Annotated in this window: 14 protein-coding genes; 7 read left to right on the top strand and 7 right to left on the bottom strand. The window is 66.6% G+C overall.

Annotated features, from left to right (window positions below; all coding sequences use genetic code 11):
* Positions 1 to 4 precede the first annotated feature (4 nt).
* Positions 5 to 1090: a putative B6 ABC transporter substrate-binding protein gene (locus ACOYJQ_RS11315; RefSeq protein WP_433458513.1), complete on the bottom strand. Its 1086-nt coding sequence runs from the start codon at positions 1088 to 1090 to the stop codon at positions 5 to 7.
* A 283-nt stretch (positions 1091 to 1373) separates the two neighbouring features.
* Between ACOYJQ_RS11315 and ACOYJQ_RS11310 the strand changes: the two genes are divergently transcribed.
* The 6 genes from ACOYJQ_RS11310 (at position 1374) to ACOYJQ_RS11285 (ending at position 6319) form a co-directional block, all read left to right on the top strand.
* A complete protein-coding gene (locus ACOYJQ_RS11310; protein WP_433458511.1) occupies positions 1374 to 2084 on the top strand; it encodes a DUF1007 family protein in 711 nt (236 codons plus the stop codon).
* Between the two features lie 103 nt (positions 2085 to 2187).
* The gene (locus tag ACOYJQ_RS11305; RefSeq protein WP_433458509.1) at positions 2188 to 3348 is read left to right on the top strand and encodes a nickel/cobalt transporter; all 1161 of its coding nucleotides are present in this window, start codon (positions 2188 to 2190) and stop codon (positions 3346 to 3348) included.
* Between the two features lie 298 nt (positions 3349 to 3646).
* Entirely contained in the window at positions 3647 to 4468 is an 822-nt protein-coding gene (gene cysE, locus ACOYJQ_RS11300) for a serine O-acetyltransferase (protein WP_433458507.1), read from the top strand.
* A 374-nt stretch (positions 4469 to 4842) separates the two neighbouring features.
* The gene (locus tag ACOYJQ_RS11295) at positions 4843 to 5061 is read left to right on the top strand and encodes a DUF3126 family protein (protein ID WP_433458551.1); all 219 of its coding nucleotides are present in this window, start codon (positions 4843 to 4845) and stop codon (positions 5059 to 5061) included.
* 207 nt (positions 5062 to 5268) lie between these two features.
* Positions 5269 to 5574, top strand: coding sequence for a DUF6949 family protein (locus tag ACOYJQ_RS11290; protein WP_433458549.1), 306 nt, complete (start codon positions 5269 to 5271; stop codon positions 5572 to 5574).
* Between the two features lie 217 nt (positions 5575 to 5791).
* Positions 5792 to 6319, top strand: coding sequence for a gamma carbonic anhydrase family protein (locus tag ACOYJQ_RS11285; RefSeq protein WP_433458505.1), 528 nt, complete (start codon positions 5792 to 5794; stop codon positions 6317 to 6319).
* Positions 6320 to 6395: 76 nt separating this feature from the next.
* Here ACOYJQ_RS11285 and ACOYJQ_RS11280 read toward each other — a convergent pair whose 3' ends face one another.
* From ACOYJQ_RS11280 to ACOYJQ_RS11255, 6 genes are all read right to left on the bottom strand, one after another.
* A complete protein-coding gene (locus ACOYJQ_RS11280; protein ID WP_433458503.1) occupies positions 6396 to 7508 on the bottom strand; it encodes an ABC transporter permease in 1113 nt (370 codons plus the stop codon).
* Positions 7508 to 10279, bottom strand: a complete 2772-nt coding sequence (gene rbbA, locus ACOYJQ_RS11275; RefSeq protein WP_433458501.1) for a ribosome-associated ATPase/putative transporter RbbA — start codon at positions 10277 to 10279, stop codon at positions 7508 to 7510. The genes ACOYJQ_RS11280 and rbbA overlap by 1 nt, the downstream gene beginning before the upstream one ends.
* Complete coding sequence (locus tag ACOYJQ_RS11270) at positions 10279 to 11349, bottom strand: HlyD family secretion protein (protein WP_433458499.1); 1071 nt, start codon at positions 11347 to 11349, stop codon at positions 10279 to 10281. The genes rbbA and ACOYJQ_RS11270 overlap by 1 nt, the downstream gene beginning before the upstream one ends.
* Before the next feature lie 161 nt (positions 11350 to 11510).
* Positions 11511 to 12011, bottom strand: coding sequence for a pantetheine-phosphate adenylyltransferase (coaD, locus tag ACOYJQ_RS11265; RefSeq protein WP_433458497.1), 501 nt, complete (start codon positions 12009 to 12011; stop codon positions 11511 to 11513).
* 1 nt (position 12012) lies between these two features.
* The gene (gene gyrA / locus ACOYJQ_RS11260) at positions 12013 to 14760 is read right to left on the bottom strand and encodes a DNA gyrase subunit A (protein WP_433458548.1); all 2748 of its coding nucleotides are present in this window, start codon (positions 14758 to 14760) and stop codon (positions 12013 to 12015) included.
* A 228-nt stretch (positions 14761 to 14988) separates the two neighbouring features.
* Positions 14989 to 16392 (bottom strand): helix-turn-helix domain-containing protein, encoded by a 1404-nt coding sequence (locus tag ACOYJQ_RS11255; RefSeq protein WP_433458495.1) that lies wholly within the window; start codon positions 16390 to 16392, stop codon positions 14989 to 14991.
* Between the two features lie 152 nt (positions 16393 to 16544).
* Here ACOYJQ_RS11255 and ACOYJQ_RS11250 point away from each other — a divergent pair, with 152 nt between their 5' ends.
* Positions 16545 to 18137, top strand: a complete 1593-nt coding sequence (locus ACOYJQ_RS11250; protein ID WP_433458493.1) for an isocitrate lyase — start codon at positions 16545 to 16547, stop codon at positions 18135 to 18137.
* Positions 18138 to 18195 lie beyond the last annotated feature (58 nt).

Below are 18195 nucleotides of genomic sequence, written 5' to 3'. Positions count from 1 at the left end.
CGCGTCAGGGCCGCTTGCCGGCGGCGTTCACCAGCGCATGAACGGACGCGGCGTCGAAAACGGGCTTCACGACGATCGCACCATCAACGATTTCCCGGCGGATGGCCTCGACCTCCTGCCAGACCGCATCGGGAACATGCGGCGTCTTCAGCAGCGACACCGAGCCGTCGGCGAGACTGATGCCGTAATTGCGCTCGCCGAAGCGCCCGGCTTTCACGTCCGCGATCATCGTCGCGAACACGGGCTCCAGGTTCCAGATCACCGAGGAGAGAAGATGGCCCTTGTCGATGCTCGACTTGTCGCCGATCACGTCTATGAAGAAGACCTTGCCGCCGTCGACCGCCCTGCCCGCCTCGACGGCGGCGAGCATGCCGAAGCTCGACCCGTTGCCCTGCCCCAGAATGATGTCCGCGCCCGCGGCGATCACCGTTTCCGTCACGCGGCGCGCGCCGGCGGCGTCGCTGTAGGCGGCCGGGCCGATGACCGAATAGCGGATGACGACATCGGGCTTTTCCGCCCGCGCGCCCTCGATGAAGGCGGCCGACTGGCTGTTCCATCCCGGCGGCTCGCCGGACGTCACGATGCCGAGGATGCCGGTGCGCGTGAGCTTCGCCGCGAGCCGCCCGGCGAGATAGGCGCCCTCATGGCCGCTCGCCGTGTAATCGGCGACCTTGCCGGGCGCGCGGGCGTCGGGCCGGTCGGTGATCGCCACCGGCACGGACAGCTCCGCGCCGACTTCCGGCGCCGCCGTGTTGTAGCCGCTCGCATGCGCGATCAGCAGGCCGGCGCCGTCTTCCGCCAGTTCCCGCAGAACCGGGCGCACGTCGCCATAACCGAGGTTTTCGGCAACCAGCACCTTGACGCCCGCCGCGGCCCCGGCCGCCCTCGCCGCCGCGACACCCTGCTGATTCCAGCCGAAATCCGTCGCCGCCTCCGGCGCGAGAATGGCGATGGCCTCGAGTTCCGCCGCAAGGACCGTGCCCGGCAGCGAAACGGCCAGCGCAACCGCTGACAGCGCCGCGAGGACGGCGCGACGAACACGGCCCGCCGGCGCGCGCAGGGAAATCGAAGGCAGCAATCTGTCATGCATCGTATCGTCTCCAGCCGCGCGCCGGCCGCACGCCGGCCGCCGCACATGCAATTCCATCAGAATTTATAGAACCGATGTCCGGCAAAAATCCAGCGCCGCCACGCTGTTCGGGGCGACTTTTCGGGTTCTCCTCCCCAATTAGGGCCGGCGGCGACATTCGGCGGGATTGACCGGCGACCGCGCTTCGCCATACGGGTGCCGCATACGGACGGCAGCGTGAAAGGCGCGGCGGAAACGGCAGGCGATGTGCGCTCCCCGTCGCCATAGAGAACGACAGGCATCGATGATCGGGAACGGGACACAACGGCGGCCGACCTTCACCACTATTGCGCGGATCGCCGCGGTCCGCGCTTTCGCCGCCCGGGCATTCGCCGTGTGGGCGGTCGCCGCCGCGATGGCCCCGCCGGAAGCCGCGGCGCATCCGCACGTATGGGTCACGGCGCGGACGCAGCTCGTATTCGCGCAGGACAAGCTGACGGCCGTGCGCCATAGCTGGACGTTCGATCCCGCCTATTCGCAATACGCCACGCAAGGGCTCGACGCCGACGGCGACGGCAAGCCCGACGCGGCGGAAATGGCGGATCTCGCGCGCTCCAACATCGAGGGATTGTACGAATTCGACTTCTTCACCAAGGTGAAAGCGAACGGCAAGTCCATCGCCTTCACCCGCGCGAGCGATCCCTCCCTCGAACTTGTCGACGGATCGCTCGTGCTGCACTTCACGCTTCCCGTCGAACCGGCGGTCGCGGCCGGGCGGGCGCTGGCGCTGGAGATCTACGACCCGACCTATTTCGTGTCGTTCGTCTTCGCCCCCGGCGCCGACGCCGCCACGACCGCGGGCACCGCCGGCGACTGCGCGATCACGATCACGCGGCCGAAGCAACAGGATTTCAACGCGCAGGACGATCTTTCGGAAGCTTTTTTCAACGCCTTGACGGCCGCCTCGTCCTTCGGGCAGGATTTCGCCACGCGCGCGGTCGTCGCTTGCCCATGATGTAATCAGGAATGATGCGATCGGAAATGACGCGTTCCGCGAATCAGGCGCGCCGCAAGCATGCTTCCCGGCGCCGGACACAGGCGGCCGACAGGAGGTTTCGGTGAGCGATACGATCCTTGCGGCCCGCAGCGCCCGTGCCAGGCTGTTCGCGCTCGCGCGCCGCGCCGCGGTAGCCATCGCGGCGCTCGCTCTGGTCGCGGGCCTCTACGCCCTGATCTCCGGGGCATGGTTCACGCCGCCGGAAAGCACGCCGCAGCGCCATCCCTTCTCCGCCGGCCTGCGGGAAACCGCGCCCGCTCCCACCGGCATCGGCGGTACGATCGTCGCCGTGCAATCGGTCTTCTACACCCGGATGGTGGGTGCCTTGCAGGCTTTCGCCGCTCCCTCGCCCGACGCGGCGGGCGGCATTTCCGCGTTGTGGACGCTGATCGCGCTGGGTTTCGCCTACGGCGTCTTTCACGCGGCCGGGCCGGGGCACGGCAAGGCCGTGATCTCGGGCTATCTCGTCGCCGACGGGCGGCGGTCCCTCGGGCGCGGACTGATGATCGCGCTGGCGTCATCGCTGTTGCAGGCGTTGTCCGCCATCGTCATCGTCGGCGTGCTCGCCGTCGCGCTCGATGCGTCCACGAGCGCCATCAACGCTTCCGCGCGCGCGATCGAGCTGGGAAGCTTCGCGCTGGTGGCGCTCGTCGGGCTCGCCGTCCTGTGGCGCAAGGCGGCGCGGCTGATAACGGTCTTCCAGCCGCCGCCGGCGGCCGATCCTTTCGGCGGCCTGTCTTTCCGGCCGGCGCAGGCCGCGGCTTCCGGCCGCTTCCGGGCGGAGGAAGCCGTCGCCCCTGCCGCGCAGGACGCGGCGCGCTGCGCCGACCCTTCATGCGGCGTCTTCGCCTGCCGCGACCACGCGCATCTGCCGACGCCCGAGGAAGTGGGGCGGCTCGGGACGTTCCGCGAGATGGCGGCGGTGACGTTCTCCGCCGGCTTGCGCCCTTGCACGGGCGCGATCATCATTCTGGTCTTCGCCCTGTCGCAACGGGAGTTCGCGGCGGGCGTCGCCGCGACCCTCGCCATGGCGCTGGGCACGTTCATCACCGTCGGCGCGCTGGCGTGTCTTGCGGTCTACGGCAAGCGCCTGGCGGTGCGGCTCGCGGGCGGCGGCGGCCGCGGCGGCGCGCGGGCGGTCGCGGTGCTGGAAGTGCTGGCCGGCGCCATCGTCGCGGTCGCGGGCCTCGTGCTCCTGCTGGGCGGCTATCAGGCCGGCTAGAGGCGGTCAGCCCCTTCCTTTCGCACGAACATGGGGCGTTTGCCTGCAACGCGGTGGCGTTCGGGCTGTTTTTTCTCTAATAGATGTTCCAAAGTGTCGGGCTGAAGCCATGATGCCGGACAAGGCCGGGTTTGCGCGCCGGCGGCGCATGCGGCACGAAAGTGCCTCGGGAGAGGAAATGAGAACCATGCTCTGGTCGGACCGGAACTGTCGCTGTCGATGACGTCGCCGATGCTCATCCGCGAATCTGGCCCGCTGTTGGACTTTCAGGAATCCCGCAATGATCTCCGAGCAAATCTTGACCGGTAGCCTTCCCGGTATCGCTCCCGAACTTCCCGATCCCGTATGGCTCCGGCTGCGGCGGGAGGCGGAGGCGGTCATCCGGCATGAGCCGTATCTGGGCGGCGTCATGACCGGCGCCATCCTCAACCATGCTTCCTTCGAGGCTGCCCTCGCCCACAAGATCGGGCAGCGTCTCAACCATCCCACGCTGCCGGGCGAACTGATCACCCAGGGCCTTCTGGCCGCGATAGCCGACGAGCCGGAACTCGGCACCACCATCCGCGCCGACGCGCTGGCGGTGATCGACCGCGATCCCGTCTGCACGCGGATCATCGAGCCGGTGCTCTATTTCAAGGGTTTTCACGCTCTCGTCACCCACCGCCTCGCGCATTGGTTATGGAAGCAGGGCCGCAAGGATTTCGCCCTGCATCTCCAGAGCCGCTCGTCCGAGGTTTTCCAGACCGACATCAACCCCGCCGCGCGCTTCGGGCGCGGGATATTCCTCGATCACGCCACCGGCTTCGTGGTGGGCGCCACGGCGGAGATCGACGACAACGTATCCATCTTGCAGGAAGTCACGCTCGGCGGCACGGGCAAGGAAAGCGGCGACCGGCACCCGAAGGTCCGCAGCGGCGTGCTGATCGGCGCGGGCGCGAAAATACTCGGCAATATCGAGATCGGCGCGGGCGCGCGAATCGCCGCCGGCTCCGTCGTGCTGCGCCCCGTTCCGCCCAACGCCACCGTCGCCGGCGTTCCGGCGAAGATCGTCCAGACGGACGGCTGCCCAGAGCCGGCCCGCAGCATGGATCAGATCCTGAATGACCTCGCCGATAAATAGTGTAAAAACACCGGGTGCGAATCAGAAATTCGTCCGAATTATGGGCTTCCGGGTTAAATTTATCCTGAAAACGATATCCGTTTTCTGATTCGATACAGTCATGACGTGGTAGAAGGCCCTCCGGGCAGGCGGATGAGCGCAAGTCCACAGCAATCTTTTCCGGGCAAGATCCTGCCGGCCGAATGGCCGGCATAGTCGGAAATTCCGCTGCAACCCCCATGAATTGTCAGTCGGGCGGGGTTGCGGTGATGAGCGGCGCGCACTATCAAGCACCGGGTTTGCTGCACGGCAATACACCTGAAAACGAGCATCGCAGGGTTGAACGCCTTCAAGGCATCGGCCTGATGTCAACCCCAACAAGAGACAAGTCGATCATGGACAAGAAAGAACTCGGTAAAGTGGAACAATATTTACGGCAGACCTTCGCCAACCATGCCATTCGTGTCGTCGGTCGGCCAAGGAAAAATGATTCCGCCGAAGTCTATCTCGGCGACGAGTTCATCGGCGTTCTGTTCGTCGACGATGAGGACGGCGACAAATCCTACAGCTTCCAGATGGCGATTCTCGACACGGATCTCGACGCCTTTTCCTGAAAGCGAAAGGAGTGATTGGTCCGACCGCCTACTTGCCATCATAGGGTGATGGAAAGACAATGCAACCTTCAGTTCTCTAAACACCCTATGAGTGTAGCGCATTTTGGGCACGCTGCAACCTCGATGCACTGGCTAATTTACCGACTATCAGCGTTGTTTTCCGACTCTCGGTATTAGTCGACCCGCATTCAACTGGTGTGGGAACTCATGTCAAATATGACAATACACGCCTTCATTCTGGGAATTTCGTTCGCCGGTCTTATTTGCAGCTGTTTCGAGTATCTTACCGGTCGGCCCGCCAACTTCGGTCTCATGTTCGCTCGGGGAGGCGCCCTGATCCTGTGCATGCCGGTGCTGGTGTTCTCCGCGCCGTACATTCTGTTGCGGAACGCCTACCGTGGTTTCCGCATGTTGCAGATAAGCGGAAGTTCGCTGATATTCGTGTGCGTAACGGCGGTCATCTGGAGCATCATGTGCGGGCGCATCGTGCTCTATTTTCTCCACACCGTCTGATCTCCCGCCGCCGCGCGCGGAACCGGGGCGCTTCCCGCCCGATGAGCCTCTTGTGAAAGACCGTGAAATATGCGCAACTGCCGAATGAAGCGGGATGCGCTTTCGCAGCGGTCGCCAGGACGACCCATCTGCTTGCCAACGCATGGTTTTCTTGAAAAGCGGCACCCGCTTTCGGGATCATGTTTCGTTGCGGCGCGTGAACGAGGGGGGAGAGCCGATGCCGGTTTACAGCTTGGGAGATGCCGTGCCGACCTTGCCGCAGGAAGGCCAGTTCTGGGTCGCGCCCACGGCCGCGGTCATCGGCAATGTCGTTCTGGGCAAGGATGTCGGCATCTGGTTCGGCGCCGTGCTGCGCGGCGACAACGAACCGATGCTGATCGGCGCCGGCACCAACATCCAGGATAACGCCGTGCTGCATTCGGACACCGGCTTGCCGCTCACCATCGGCGAGGGCTGCACCATCGGGCACGCCGCCATCGTCCATGGCTGCACCATCGGCGACAACTGCCTCATCGGCATGGGGGCGACCGTGCTCAACGGGGCGCGGATCGGCGACAATTCGCTGGTCGGGGCCGGGGCGCTCGTCACCGAGGGCAAGGAATTTCCGCCCGGCTCGCTGATCGTCGGCGCGCCCGCCCGCGCCGTCAGAAGCCTTGATGACGCGGCCATCGAAAGCCTCCGCGCCTCCGCGCGCCACTACATCGACAACTGGAAACGTTTTTCCGTAAGCCTCGTGCGGTTGTAATCCGGCTTTCCGGCCGATGCCGCGCGGGCACGGCCGATTCCCGGTGCGCCGACCCGCCGGGGATCGCCGTAACCGCCTACTGCAACGACTTACGAAACCGCCCGAGCGAAAAGCTGAACAGCACGCAACCGATCAGCGCCAGCGCCAGGAACTGCGGCCACACGATATCGAACGTCGCGCCCCGATAGAGAATCGCCTGCGCGAGCGAAACGAAGTGAGTCGTCGGAGCGGCCTCCATGATGAACTGCACCGCTTGCGGCATGCTTTCGCGCGGAGTCATGCCGCCGGAAAGGATGTCGAGCGGCAGCAGCGTCAGGATCAGCAGCAGTCCGAATTGCGGCATGGAGCCCGCGAGCGTGGCGAGGAAAATGCCGAGCGACGTGGTGGCGAAGAGATGCAGCGCCGCACCGGCGAGGAACAGCGGGACGGATCCTTCGATCGGCACCGCCAGAAGGCCCTGCACCACGACCGTCAGCGACAGGGCGGCGGCCGCGAGAACCACGACCCCCATCGACCAGACCTTGCCCAACATGATCTCGAACGGCGTGACGGGCATCACCAGCAGATGCTCCACCGTGCCGTGCTCCCGCTCGCGGATGAGCGCCGTGCCTGTCAGGATGATCGACAGCATGGTGACATTGTTGATGACCTCGACGACGGAGCCGAACCACGCCTTGTTCAGCTCCGGGTTGAAGCGCGCGCGCATGGCGAGATCGACGGGCGGGCCGGCGTCGGTGCGGTAGCGGGCGGCGAATTCGTTCACTTCCGCCGTCACGATGGTCTGCACGTAGGCGCTGCCTGAAAACGCCTGCGACATGCGGGTGGCGTCGACGTTGAGCTGGATGACGGGATTGCGGCCCGCCAGCAGATCGCGCTGGAAGTTCGGCGGAATGTTGAGGGCGAAGGTGTCGCTGCCGGCATCCATGCGCCGGTCCATCTCCGCCTGCGTGATCAGCTCCGGCCGGGAGAACAACGGCGGATAGAAGGCGCTGACGATGCGTGTCGACAGCGGCGAGCGGTCCTCGTCGACGATGGCGATCGGCGCCCTGTTCAGCGTCTCCGGCATGGCCGTCGCGGCGGTGTAGATCGCCAGCGTGAACGCGTAGACGATCAGCACCATCAACACCGGATCGCGCGACAGGCCGCGCAGTTCCTTGATGCCGAACTGGATGACGTTGGAGAACCGCATCAGCGCGCCTGCTTCTTCAACAGCACGGCGCCGAGGCCGATGAGGATGGGGATCGCCGCGAGGAGCGGCCAGAAGGCCCCCGAAAGATCGGCAAGGCCGAGCGCTTTCGAGAACGTGCCGCGCGCGATGACGATGAAATGCGTCGTCGGATAGATGTTGCCGATCATCGCTCCCGCCCCTTCGAGCGACGAGACGGGCTCCGTCAGGCCCGAGAACTGCACCGCCGGCAACAGCGTCAGGATCGAAGTGCCGAAGATCGCGGCGATCTGGCTGTTCATGAAACTGGAAATCAGCAGGCCCATGCCCGTCGCGGCAATGACATAGAGAAACGCCCCCAGCGTCAGCGCCACGAACGAGCCCTTCATCGGCACGCCGAACACGAAGATGGCCAGCAGGACGAGCAGGAAGAAGTTGAGCATCGCCAGAAGTACATAGGGCATTTGCTTGCCGAGCAGAAATTCGAGCCGCGTCGTCGGCGTGACGTAAAGGTTGACGATGGAGCCCAGCTCCTTCTCGCGCACGACGCTCAACGCCGTCAGCATGGCGGGAATCATGAGCAGAAGCAGCGGGATGACGGCCGGCACGATGGCAGGCAGGCTTTCCACATCGGGATTGTAGCGATAGCGTATCTCGATGTCGAAGCGCCCCGCCGTCTGTCCGCCGGCCGTGCGGCTGGCCCGCTCCTGCAACCAGCGCTGATGCATGCCCTGAATGTAGCCGCGCACCGTTTCCGCCCGCTGGGGCATCGCGCCGTCGAACCAGACGCCGATCTCGACATTGCCGCCCCGCATCACGTCGCGGCCGAAGCCGGGCGGAATCTCGATGGCGAGCGCCAGCTCGCCCGCGCGCATGCGCCGGTCGAGGTCGGCGTAATCGCGAATCGGCGGGCGCTCGATAAAGTAGCGGGAACCGGCGATATCGAGGCTGTAGCTGCGGCTGAGCGTCGTCTGGTCGTGATCGAGAACGGCGAAGGTGAGGTCCTCCACGTCCATGCTGATGCCGTAGCCGATGATGAACATCAGCAGGACGCTGCCGACGAGCGCCAGCGTGGCGCGGATCGGATCGCGCCGCAACTCCAGCCCCTCGAGACGCGCGTAGCTGAACATGCGCCGGAAATCGAAAATGCGCGATGCGGACGCCGCCTGCCCGCCATTTGCCTGCCGCAGCGCCTCCACGGGCGCGGGCTCATCGGCCGTGGCGGGGGCGGCAAGCTCCGCGCCCGCGCCCGCGTCTTCCAGATAGGCGACGAAGGCGTCCTCCAGCGTCGCGGTTCCCCGCTGCGCGACGATGGCGGCGGGCGTGTCGCTGACGAGCACCTTGCCCGCATGCATGAGCGAGATGCGGTCGCAGCGCTCCGCCTCGTTCATGAAATGGGTCGATATGAAGATCGTCACGTTGTCGTTGCGCGACAGGTCGATCAGTTCCTGCCAGAGCGCGTCGCGCGCCACCGGATCGACGCCGGAGGTCGGCTCGTCCAGAATGAGGATTTCCGGCCCGTGGATGAGCGCCACCGCCAGCGACAGCCGCTGCCGGATGCCGAGCGGCAGGGCGTCGGGCAGCGCGTCCATGACGTCCGCCAGATCGAAGCGACGCGCCATCTCGTCGATACGGGCGGAAACGGTCTCCGGCGGCAGACGGAACAGGCGGGCATGCAGGTCGAGGTTCTGGCGCACGGTCAGTTCCGCGTAGAGCGAGAACGCCTGGCTCATGTAGCCGACGCGCTTGCGCACCTCCATGTCATGCGGGTCGACCACCTGCCCGAAAAGTTTCGCCGTGCCCTCCGTCGCCGGCAGCAGGCCGGTGAGCATCTTCATGGTCGTGGTCTTGCCGCAGCCGTTGGAGCCGAGGAAGCCGAAGATCTCGCCGCGCGGAATCTCGAAGCTCACATGATCGACGGCGGTAAAATCGCCGAATCGCATGGTCAGCCCCCGCGCCTCGATGGCGAGCGTCTCTCCGGGGCGGTGCTCGCGCGGGCGTATCACGACCTCGCGGTGGGCCGCGCGCATCTCCTCCGGCAGCAGCGCGATGAAGGCGTCGTCGAGCGTCGCCGCGCCCGTGCGCGCCAGCAGCTCCGCCGGCGCGCCGGTGGCGAGCACCCGGCCGTCGTCCATGGCCACGAGCCAGTCGAAGCGCGCCGCTTCCTCCATATAGGCGGTAGCGACGATCACGCTCATGCCCGGACGCTCGCGGCGGATATCGTCGATCAGATCCCAGAACTGCCGGCGCGACAGCGGATCGACGCCGGTCGTCGGCTCATCGAGAATAAGCAGGTCGGGATCGTGGATGAGCGCGCAGCACAGGCCGAGCTTCTGCTTCATGCCGCCGGACAGCTTGCCGGCGGGACGGTCGCGGAAGGACGCGAGGCCCGTGCGCGCAAGCAGCCGCGCGATGCGCTCCTCCCGCTCCCGCCGGTCGTGCCCGAACAGCCGGCCGAAGAAATCCACGTTCTCGAAGACGGACAGGCTGGGATACAGATTCTTGCCGAGGCCCTGCGGCATGTAGGCGATGCCGGGGCAGACGCGGTTGCGATGGCGCGCATCGGCCATGTCGCCGCCCAGCACCTCGACGCGCCCGCGCTGGATCTCCCGCGCCCCGGCGACGAGCGACAGCAGGCTCGACTTGCCGACGCCGTCGGGTCCGATCAGCCCCACCATGACGCCCGCCGGAATGTCGAGCGTGACGCTCTCCAGCGCCAGGGTGCGGCCGTAGCGCAGCCCGACGTCCTTCAGCGCGGCGATAGCGGGCGCGGCAGGCGGCGGAACACCCGTCATCAGGGGCTTACCGTCTCTTGCAGCGGCGCCGGCCACTGCGCATCGGCGGCGAGCCTGACGTAGGCGACGCCCGGCAGCCCCGTCTTGACGTGCTCGATGTACTTGCGCAAAAGCGCCGGCGGAATCTGCGCCCGCACGCGGAACATCAGCTTTTCCCGCTCGATGGCCGTCTCCACCGTCTTGGGCGTGAACTGGGCGACATCCGCCACGAAGGAGATTTTCGCCGGCAGCACGTATTGCGGCACCGCATCCAGCACGATGCGCGCATCGGCGCCGAGCGCGAGCCTGCCCGCCTGATCGGTGGGCAAGAAGAAGGTCATGTAGACATCGCTGAGATCCACGAGATTGAGCACCCGCCCGCCGCCCGCGAGCACCTCGCCGGGCCGGGAGACGAGAAACTGCACGCGCCCGTCGCGCGGCGAGGTGAGAATGCTGTCGGCGATATCCGCATCGATCCGCTCGATGGTCGCATGCGCCGCGTCGACGGCCGCCTCCGCGCCCACTACCTGCGATTCGGCGGCGGAGATGGCGGCCTCGGCCGCCGCAAGCTGCGCCTTCGCCGCTTCCTGCGCGGCCCTGGCGCCCAGCGCGCGGGCGCGGTCGTCGTCAAGCACCTGCTGGGACACGTTGTCCCGGAGAATGAGCTGTTCCGAGCGCGCGAGCTTCTTGTCGGCGGCGTCGCGCTCCGCCTCGCGCTGGGCGACGACGGCGACGGCCGCGGCCTGCTCGGCCCGGCGCTGCGCCACCTGGTTCTTCGCGGTTTCGACGGCGATGGCCGCCTGCTTGAGCTGCGCCTCGGCCTGACGCCTTTCGGCCTGCAACTGGTCGGTGTCCATCCGCGCGAGAATCTGGCCGGCGGCCACGAAATCGCCTTCCTGAACGAGAACTTCCCTGATGCGGCCGGCCGCCTTGGTCGCGACGTCGATCTCCGTCGCCTCGATGCGGCCGTTGCCGCTGGCTATGCCCTCCGGCAGCGCATCCGGCTGAAGCTCCCGCCAGCCGAAGTAAACGCCCCCGGCCATAACGAGCGCAACACCCGCCGTCAGCCATCTGCCCGCCAGACCGCCCATATCGCCCCTCGTTTCACAGACCGCCCATCATCGGCGCGGGAAAGCACCGGCCCGCAAGCTACCACGCGGCGGGAGGGCAAAAACATGATCCGCGGCAAGATTCGCAGACCGGCCGGGCATGACGTGCTCCAGCGCACCCGCCACCGGCGAAGGTCCGCGCCTCAGCCGGCCTGAGCTCTTTCCCGCAGACGCCGCGCCACGCGCTCGGGCACGAACTGCGAAACATCGCCGCCCATCTTCGCGATCTGGCGCACGAGCGTCGCGGTGATATGGCGGGTGGCGGGCGACGCCGGCAGGAAAACCGTCTGCACATCCGGCGCCAGAGCGCCGTTCATGCCGGCCATCTGCATCTCGTAGTCGAGATCGGTGCCGTCGCGGATGCCGCGGATCAGCAGCGAGGCCCCCAGACGCCGGGCGGCCGACGCCACCAGATCGTCGAAGGTGATCACGTCGAAATCGACGCCCGCCGCCGCCGCGAGCGGCGCGCATTCCTCATGCAGCATGACCGCGCGTTCCTGCGCGGTGAACAGCGGCGTCTTGCCGGGATGGACGCCGATGGCGACGACCAGCCTGTCCGCCAGCAGCACCGCGCCGCGCACCACATCGATATGGCCGCCCGTCACCGGATCGAACGAACCCGCATAGATCGCCACACGCGCCATATCAGCCCTCCCCCTCGCCTTCGCCTTCACCCTCGCCATCGTCCGAAACGCGCTCGACGGACACCACGCGCTCATCCGCCGAGGTGTTGAACACGATGACGCCCTGCGCCGACCGGCCGGTGAGCCGGATGCCCTCGACCGGCACGCGGATGAGCTGCCCGCCATCGGTGACGAGCATGATCTGGTCCGAGATTTCCACCGGGAAGGAGGCCACCAGCGGGCCGTTGCGGCCGTTCACCGCCATGGCGACGATGCCCTTGCCGCCGCGCCCGGTCGTCCGGTACTCATAGGCGGACGTGCGCTTGCCGTAGCCGTTTTCGGAGAGGGTGAGCACGAACTGCTCCGCCGCGCCGAGCGCCGCGTAGCGCTCCTGCCCGAGCACGATCTCCTGTTCGGGCGCGGTTTCCAGCGCGCGCGCCTCGATCCCCCCGTCTTCCTGCGCTGCGTCTTCCTGCGCTGCGTCTTCCTGCGCTGCGTCTTCCTGCGCGCCGTCCTCGCTCTCCGCGCCTTCGTCCGTCTCGCCGGAAACCGCGCGCCGCGCCGCATTGGCAAGCCGCAGATAAGCCACCCGCTCCTCCGCGCCCGCCTCGACATGGCGCAGGATGGACATCGAGATCACCCGATCGCCCGCAGCGAGCGCAATGCCGCGCACGCCGGTGGAGTCACGGCCCTTGAACACGCGCACCTCCGACACCGCGAAGCGGATGGCCTGCCCGAGGGCCGTGGTCAGCAGCACGTCGTCGGCCTCGGTGCCGATCTGCACGTCGACGATCTGGTCGCCCTCGTCGAGCTTCATGGCGATCTTGCCGGCGCGGTTCACCTGCGCGAAGTCGGAGAGCTTGTTGCGGCGCACGTTGCCCGAGGCCGTCGCGAACATGACGTCGAGCGCCGCCCAGCCCGCCTCGTCCTCCGGCAGCGGCATGATGGTGGTGATGCGCTCGCCCGCCGAAAGCGGCAGGATGTTGACGAGCGCCTTGCCGCGCGCGTTCGGCGCGGCGAGCGGCAGACGCCACACCTTTTCCTTGTAGACCTGCCCGCGCGATGAGAAGAACAGCACCGGCGTGTGCGTGTTGGCGACGAAGAGGCGCGTGACGAAATCCTCGTCCCGCGTCTGCATCGCCGCGCGCCCCTTGCCGCCGCGCCGCTGCGCCCGGTAGGTGGAAAGCGGCACGCGCTTGATGTAGCCGGCGTGCGACACCGTCACCACCATGTCCTCGCGCTGGATCAGGTCCTCGTCGTCGACATCGGAATCCCAGTCCAGAATCTCGGTGCGCCGGGGCGTGGCGAAGGCGTCGCGCACCGCGATCAGTTCGTCGCGCACGATGCCCTGGATGCGCGCGCGCGAATGCAGGATATCGAGATAATCCTCGATCTCGGCCGCGAGCTTGTTCAGTTCGTCCGAGATTTCGTCCCGCCCCAGCGCGGTGAGGCGTTGCAGGCGCAGGTCGAGAATGGCGCGCGCCTGCGTCTCCGACAGCCGGTAGGTGCCGTCCGCCTGCACGACGTGGCGCGGATCGGCGATCAGCGCCACGAGCGCCTCCACGTCCCGCGCCGGCCAGTCGCGCGCCATCAGCGCCTCGCGCGCGGCGTTGGGATCGGGCGCGGTGCGGATGAGGCGGATCACCTCGTCGATGTTGGCGACCGCGATCGCGAGCCCCACCAGCACATGCGCCCGGTCGCGCGCTTTTCTGAGCAGGAAGCGCGTGCGCCGCGCCACCACCTCCTCGCGGAAATCGACGAAGGCGGCGATCATGTCGCGCAGCCGCAACTGCTCCGGCCGGCCGCCATTGAGCGCCACCATGTTGGCGCCGAAGCTCGATTGCAGCGCCGTGAAGCGGTAGAGCTGGTTCAGCACCACGTCGCCCACCGCGTCGCGCTTCAGCTCCACAACGATGCGCATGCCCTCGCGGTCCGATTCGTCGCGCAGTTCGGCGATGCCCTCGATCTTCTTCTCGCGCACCAGTTCCCCGATGCGCTCGACCAGCGCCGCCTTGTTCACCTGATAGGGAATTTCGGTGAAGATGATCGCCTCGCGGTCCTTGCGGATTTCCTCGATGCGGCTTTTCGCCCGCAGCACGATGGAGCCGCGCCCCGTCGCATAGGCGGCGCGGATGCCGGAGCGGCCGAGAATGGACGCGCCGGTGGGAAAGTCCGGCCCCGGCACGATCTCGATGAGCTGCTCCAGCGTGATCGCCGGATCGGCGATGTAGGCCACGCAGGCGTCCACCACCTCGCCCAGATTGTGCGGCGGGATGTTGGTGGCCATGCCGACCGCGATGCCGCCGGCGCCGTTGACGAGCAGGTTCGGAAAGCGGGCCGGCAGGACGGCGGGCTCATCCTTCGATTCGTCGTAGTTGGGGCGGAAGTCGACGGTATCCTTGTCGATATCCTCCAGCAGCGCCATCGCCGGCTTCGCGAGGCGCGATTCGGTGTAGCGCATGGCCGCAGGCGGATCGCCGTCGACCGAGCCGAAGTTGCCCTGCCCGTCCACGAGCGGCAGACGCATGGAAAAGCCCTGCGCCATGCGCACCAGCGCGTCGTAGATCGAGGCGTCGCCGTGCGGGTGATACTGACCCATGACATCGCCGACGATGCGCGCCGATTTGACGTATTTCCTGTCCGGCGTGTAGCCGTTCTCGTGCATCGAATAGAGGATGCGCCGGTGCACGGGCTTGAGCCCGTCGCGCAGGTCCGGGAGCGCGCGGCTGACGATCACGCTCATGGCGTAGTCGAGATAGCTGCGCTTCATCTCGTCGATGATCGAGACCGGCTTGATGTCGCCTTCCGGGGCACCCGGACCGGGGTTGTTGTTCTCGTCTGCCTGATCGTCTGCCAAGGAAAGCCTTCCGGGAATCTTGCAAGGTAAAACGCCAATCGCTCGGCTCGCTTCCCGTCTAAACCATCCCGGAACAAAATGCCACCGTTGCCGGGGGCGATCGCGAGCGATCCCCTTCCAAAGCGGACGCCGCAACCCGCCTTACGTATCGGAGAAACCGAACGGCGCGTCGGTGCGGCGATAATCGTCCGGCAGGATCTGGCGGCCGATGGGCGGTTCCGAACGCGACGTGCAGGAGGTGCGGTGACACAGCCGGCAGGTGATCCCGATCGGCGTCGGCGTCACCGGCTGCGGGTGGCTGCGGCTGTACACCAGCCGTTCGGCATGCTGGGCCTCGCACACCAGCGCGATGGCGCGTTCCACGGTCGGCACGCCATAGCCGCCGCCGCCGGAACTCACCGTGCGCGCGATCGAGAAGAAGCGCTGGCCGTCCGGCAGTTCGAGCCATTGCGTGATGAGGCGGCGCGGCATGGTGAACGCCTGGTGCACGCTCCACAGCGGGCAGCCGCCGCCATGGCGCGCGAAGGGAAAGGTACCGCTGTTCAGCCGCTTGGACACGTTGCCGGCGGCGTCCACGCGGATGAAGAAGAACGGCACGCGCTCGTGGCCCGGCTTTTGCAGCGTGGTGAGCCGATGCGCCGTCTGCTCGAAGCTGGTGCCGAACTGGCGCGCGATGGCCTCGATGTCGTAGCGGCGGTTCTCGACGGCCCTGGCGAAGGCCGCATAGGGCATGACGATGGCGGCCGCGCAATAGGCAGCCAGCGCGCGATGCGCCAGACGCTGCGCGTTGTCGGTCTCGAAATGGCCCTCCTGCGTCGCCTCGCGCAGTTCCTGATCGAATTCGAGATAGGCAAGCTGCTGGGCAAGCTGGAAATTCTGGCTTGCGGCATCGAGCGTATCGTCGAGCAGGACATCCTTCCGGTGCCAGTCGAGACGCCGGAGCGAGCCCGTCATCACCTCCGGCGGCATGCGCCGCACGCGCAGGCCGTGCCGCTCCCGGAAGAAGCCCGCAAGCCCGCCCGCCTCGGCGATCTTCGCCGACAGCCTCTCGGCCGCGGCGTCGAGAATGGGAAAGCAGTTGCGCCGGGCCGCCAGGAAGCTGCGCACCGCCGCCACCGGATCGCCCGACGCGCCGATGCTCTCGCCCGGCCCCTCCTGCCGGCGGTCGGCCAGCGCGAACTGCTCTTCCTTGTAGGCGGTGTGCAGCCGCAGCATCGCCTCCGCCACGCCGGGAAAACTGTGCACGAGATCGGCGATTTCCATCTGCGGCAGATCGAGATCCGCCAGAATCGGATCGCGCATCACCGCCTGAAGGCGGGCGATCAGATCCGGCCCCGTCTCGTCGCCGAAATCGGAGAAATCGACCTTGTACGCCTTCGCCAGACGCAGCAGCGTTTCCGCCGTGACCGGCCGCTGGTTGCGCTCCATGAGCGCGATGTAGGACGGCGAAATATCGAGATCCGCCGCCATGTTGGCCTGCGTGAGCCCGAGATCGCGGCGCAGACGGCGCAGACGGGGCCCCAGATAGACGCCATGCTTTTCCATGGCTTTCTCATAGCATTCCCGGACAATCCTTACAACATTACAATCGCATTTTGTAAAGTTTGACAACCTGACACGAAGCCCTCTCGGCACCGCGGCCTGGACGCTGTAAAGATCATTTCAGCCGCAACTAATCGGAATGTTGGTAGGGAAAAATGTCATACCAGAGCTACATCGACGACGCCGCGAAGCTGATCCGCTCCAACGAGAACTGGACGGGCGTGACGCCTGAGGCCGTGGCGCGCGTGCGCCTGCAAAACCGCTTCCAGACGGGGCTCGACATCGCCCGCTACACGGCGGCGATCATGCGCCGGGACATGGCGGCCTACGACAACGACCCGGCGCAATACACGCAGTCGCTCGGCTGTTGGCACGGCTTCATCGGCCAGCAGAAGCTGATCGCCATCAAGAAGCATTTCGGCACCACCGAACGGCGCTACCTGTACCTGTCGGGCTGGATGGTGGCGGCGCTGCGGTCCCAGTTCGGCCCGCTGCCCGACCAGTCCATGCACGAGAAGACCAGCGTGCCGGCGCTGATCGAGGAGCTGTACACCTTCCTGCGTCAGGCCGACGCGCGCGAGCTCGGGCTGATCTTCCGCGAGATCGACGCGGCCCGCGACGCCGGCAACACGGCCCGCGAGCGCGAACTGATCGCGGCGGTCGACAACCACCAGACCCACGTCGTGCCGGTCATCGCGGATATCGACGCGGGCTTCGGCAACGCCGAGGCGACCTATCTGCTCGCGAAGAAGATGATCGAGGCGGGCGCCTGCGCGCTGCAAATCGAGAATCAGGTCTCGGACGAGAAGCAGTGCGGGCATCAGGACGGCAAGGTGACGGTGCCGCACGAGGAGTTCGTGGCCAAGATCCGGGCGCTGCGCTTCGCGTTCCTTGAACTCGGCGTCGAGGACGGCATCATCGTCGCGCGCACCGACTCGCTCGGCGCGGGCCTCACCAAGCAGATCGCCTTCAGCGCGGCCGAGGGCGACATCGGCGACAGGTACAACTCCTTCCTGGACGTGGAGGAGGTTGCGGAAGGCCAGCACCTCAACGGCGAAGTGCTGATCACGCGCGGCAACAAGGTGTTCCGCCCCAAGCGCCTGCGCTCGAACCTCTTCCAGTTCCGCGAGGGAACCGGCACGGACCGTTGCGTGCTCGACTGCATCAACGCGCTCCGGAACGGCGCCGACCTGCTCTGGATCGAGACCGAGAAGCCGCACGTCGAGCAGATCGCGGGCATGGTGGACCGGATTCGCGAGGTCATCCCCAACGCGAAGCTGGTTTACAACAACTCGCCGTCGTTCAACTGGACGCTGAACTTCCGCCAGCAGGTGTTCGACAACTGGCAGAAGGAAGGCAAGGACGTCTCGGCTTACGACCGCGCGAAGCTGATGAGCGCGGACTACGACGATACCGCCCTTGCGGCCGAGGCCGATGAGAGGATCAGGACGTTCCAGCGCGACGCCTCGCTGCGCGCCGGCATCTTCCATCACCTCATCACGCTGCCGACCTACCACACCGCCGCGTTGTCGACCGACAATCTGGCGAAGGAATACTTCGGCGAGCAGGGCATGCTCGGCTACGTGGCGAACGTCCAGCGCAAGGAGATCCGCGAAGGCATCGCCTGCGTCAAGCACCAGAACATGGCCGGCTCCGACATCGGCGACGACCACAAGGAATACTTCTCCGGCGAGGCCGCGCTGAAGGCCGGTGGCAAGGACAACACGATGAACCAGTTTGCCGCGTGATGCGGCGCTGAACCGGTTCGCCGCGTGACACGCGGCGAATTTCTTGGGACCATGCAGA

Source organism: Pseudochelatococcus sp. (genome assembly GCF_050946405.1).
Taxonomy (GTDB): Bacteria; Pseudomonadota; Alphaproteobacteria; order Rhizobiales; family Beijerinckiaceae; genus Pseudochelatococcus.
The sequence above is the reverse complement of the archived record's forward strand: the minus strand, read 5'-3'. Positions and strand labels throughout refer to the sequence as shown.

Bases quoted from the DNA above. Each gene is read 5' to 3' on its own strand.
- ACOYJQ_RS11285 (WP_433458505.1), top strand. From the start codon at position 5,792: ATGCCGGTTTACAGCTTGGGAGATGCCGTGCCGACCTTGCCGCAGGAA.
- gyrA (WP_433458548.1), bottom strand. From the start codon at position 14,760: ATGAAGCGCAGCTATCTCGACTACGCCATGAGCGTGATCGTCAGCCGC.
- coaD (WP_433458497.1), bottom strand. From the start codon at position 12,011: ATGGCGCGTGTGGCGATCTATGCGGGTTCGTTCGATCCGGTGACGGGC.
- ACOYJQ_RS11290 (WP_433458549.1), top strand. From the start codon at position 5,269: ATGTCAAATATGACAATACACGCCTTCATTCTGGGAATTTCGTTCGCC.
- ACOYJQ_RS11280 (WP_433458503.1), bottom strand. From the start codon at position 7,508: ATGCGGTTCTCCAACGTCATCCAGTTCGGCATCAAGGAACTGCGCGGC.
- rbbA (WP_433458501.1), bottom strand. From the start codon at position 10,279: ATGACGGGTGTTCCGCCGCCTGCCGCGCCCGCTATCGCCGCGCTGAAG.
- ACOYJQ_RS11310 (WP_433458511.1), top strand. From the start codon at position 1,374: ATGATCGGGAACGGGACACAACGGCGGCCGACCTTCACCACTATTGCG.
- ACOYJQ_RS11250 (WP_433458493.1), top strand. From the start codon at position 16,545: ATGTCATACCAGAGCTACATCGACGACGCCGCGAAGCTGATCCGCTCC.
- ACOYJQ_RS11315 (WP_433458513.1), bottom strand. From the start codon at position 1,090: ATGCATGACAGATTGCTGCCTTCGATTTCCCTGCGCGCGCCGGCGGGC.
- ACOYJQ_RS11295 (WP_433458551.1), top strand. From the start codon at position 4,843: ATGGACAAGAAAGAACTCGGTAAAGTGGAACAATATTTACGGCAGACC.
- ACOYJQ_RS11270 (WP_433458499.1), bottom strand. From the start codon at position 11,349: ATGGGCGGTCTGGCGGGCAGATGGCTGACGGCGGGTGTTGCGCTCGTT.
- ACOYJQ_RS11255 (WP_433458495.1), bottom strand. From the start codon at position 16,392: ATGGAAAAGCATGGCGTCTATCTGGGGCCCCGTCTGCGCCGTCTGCGC.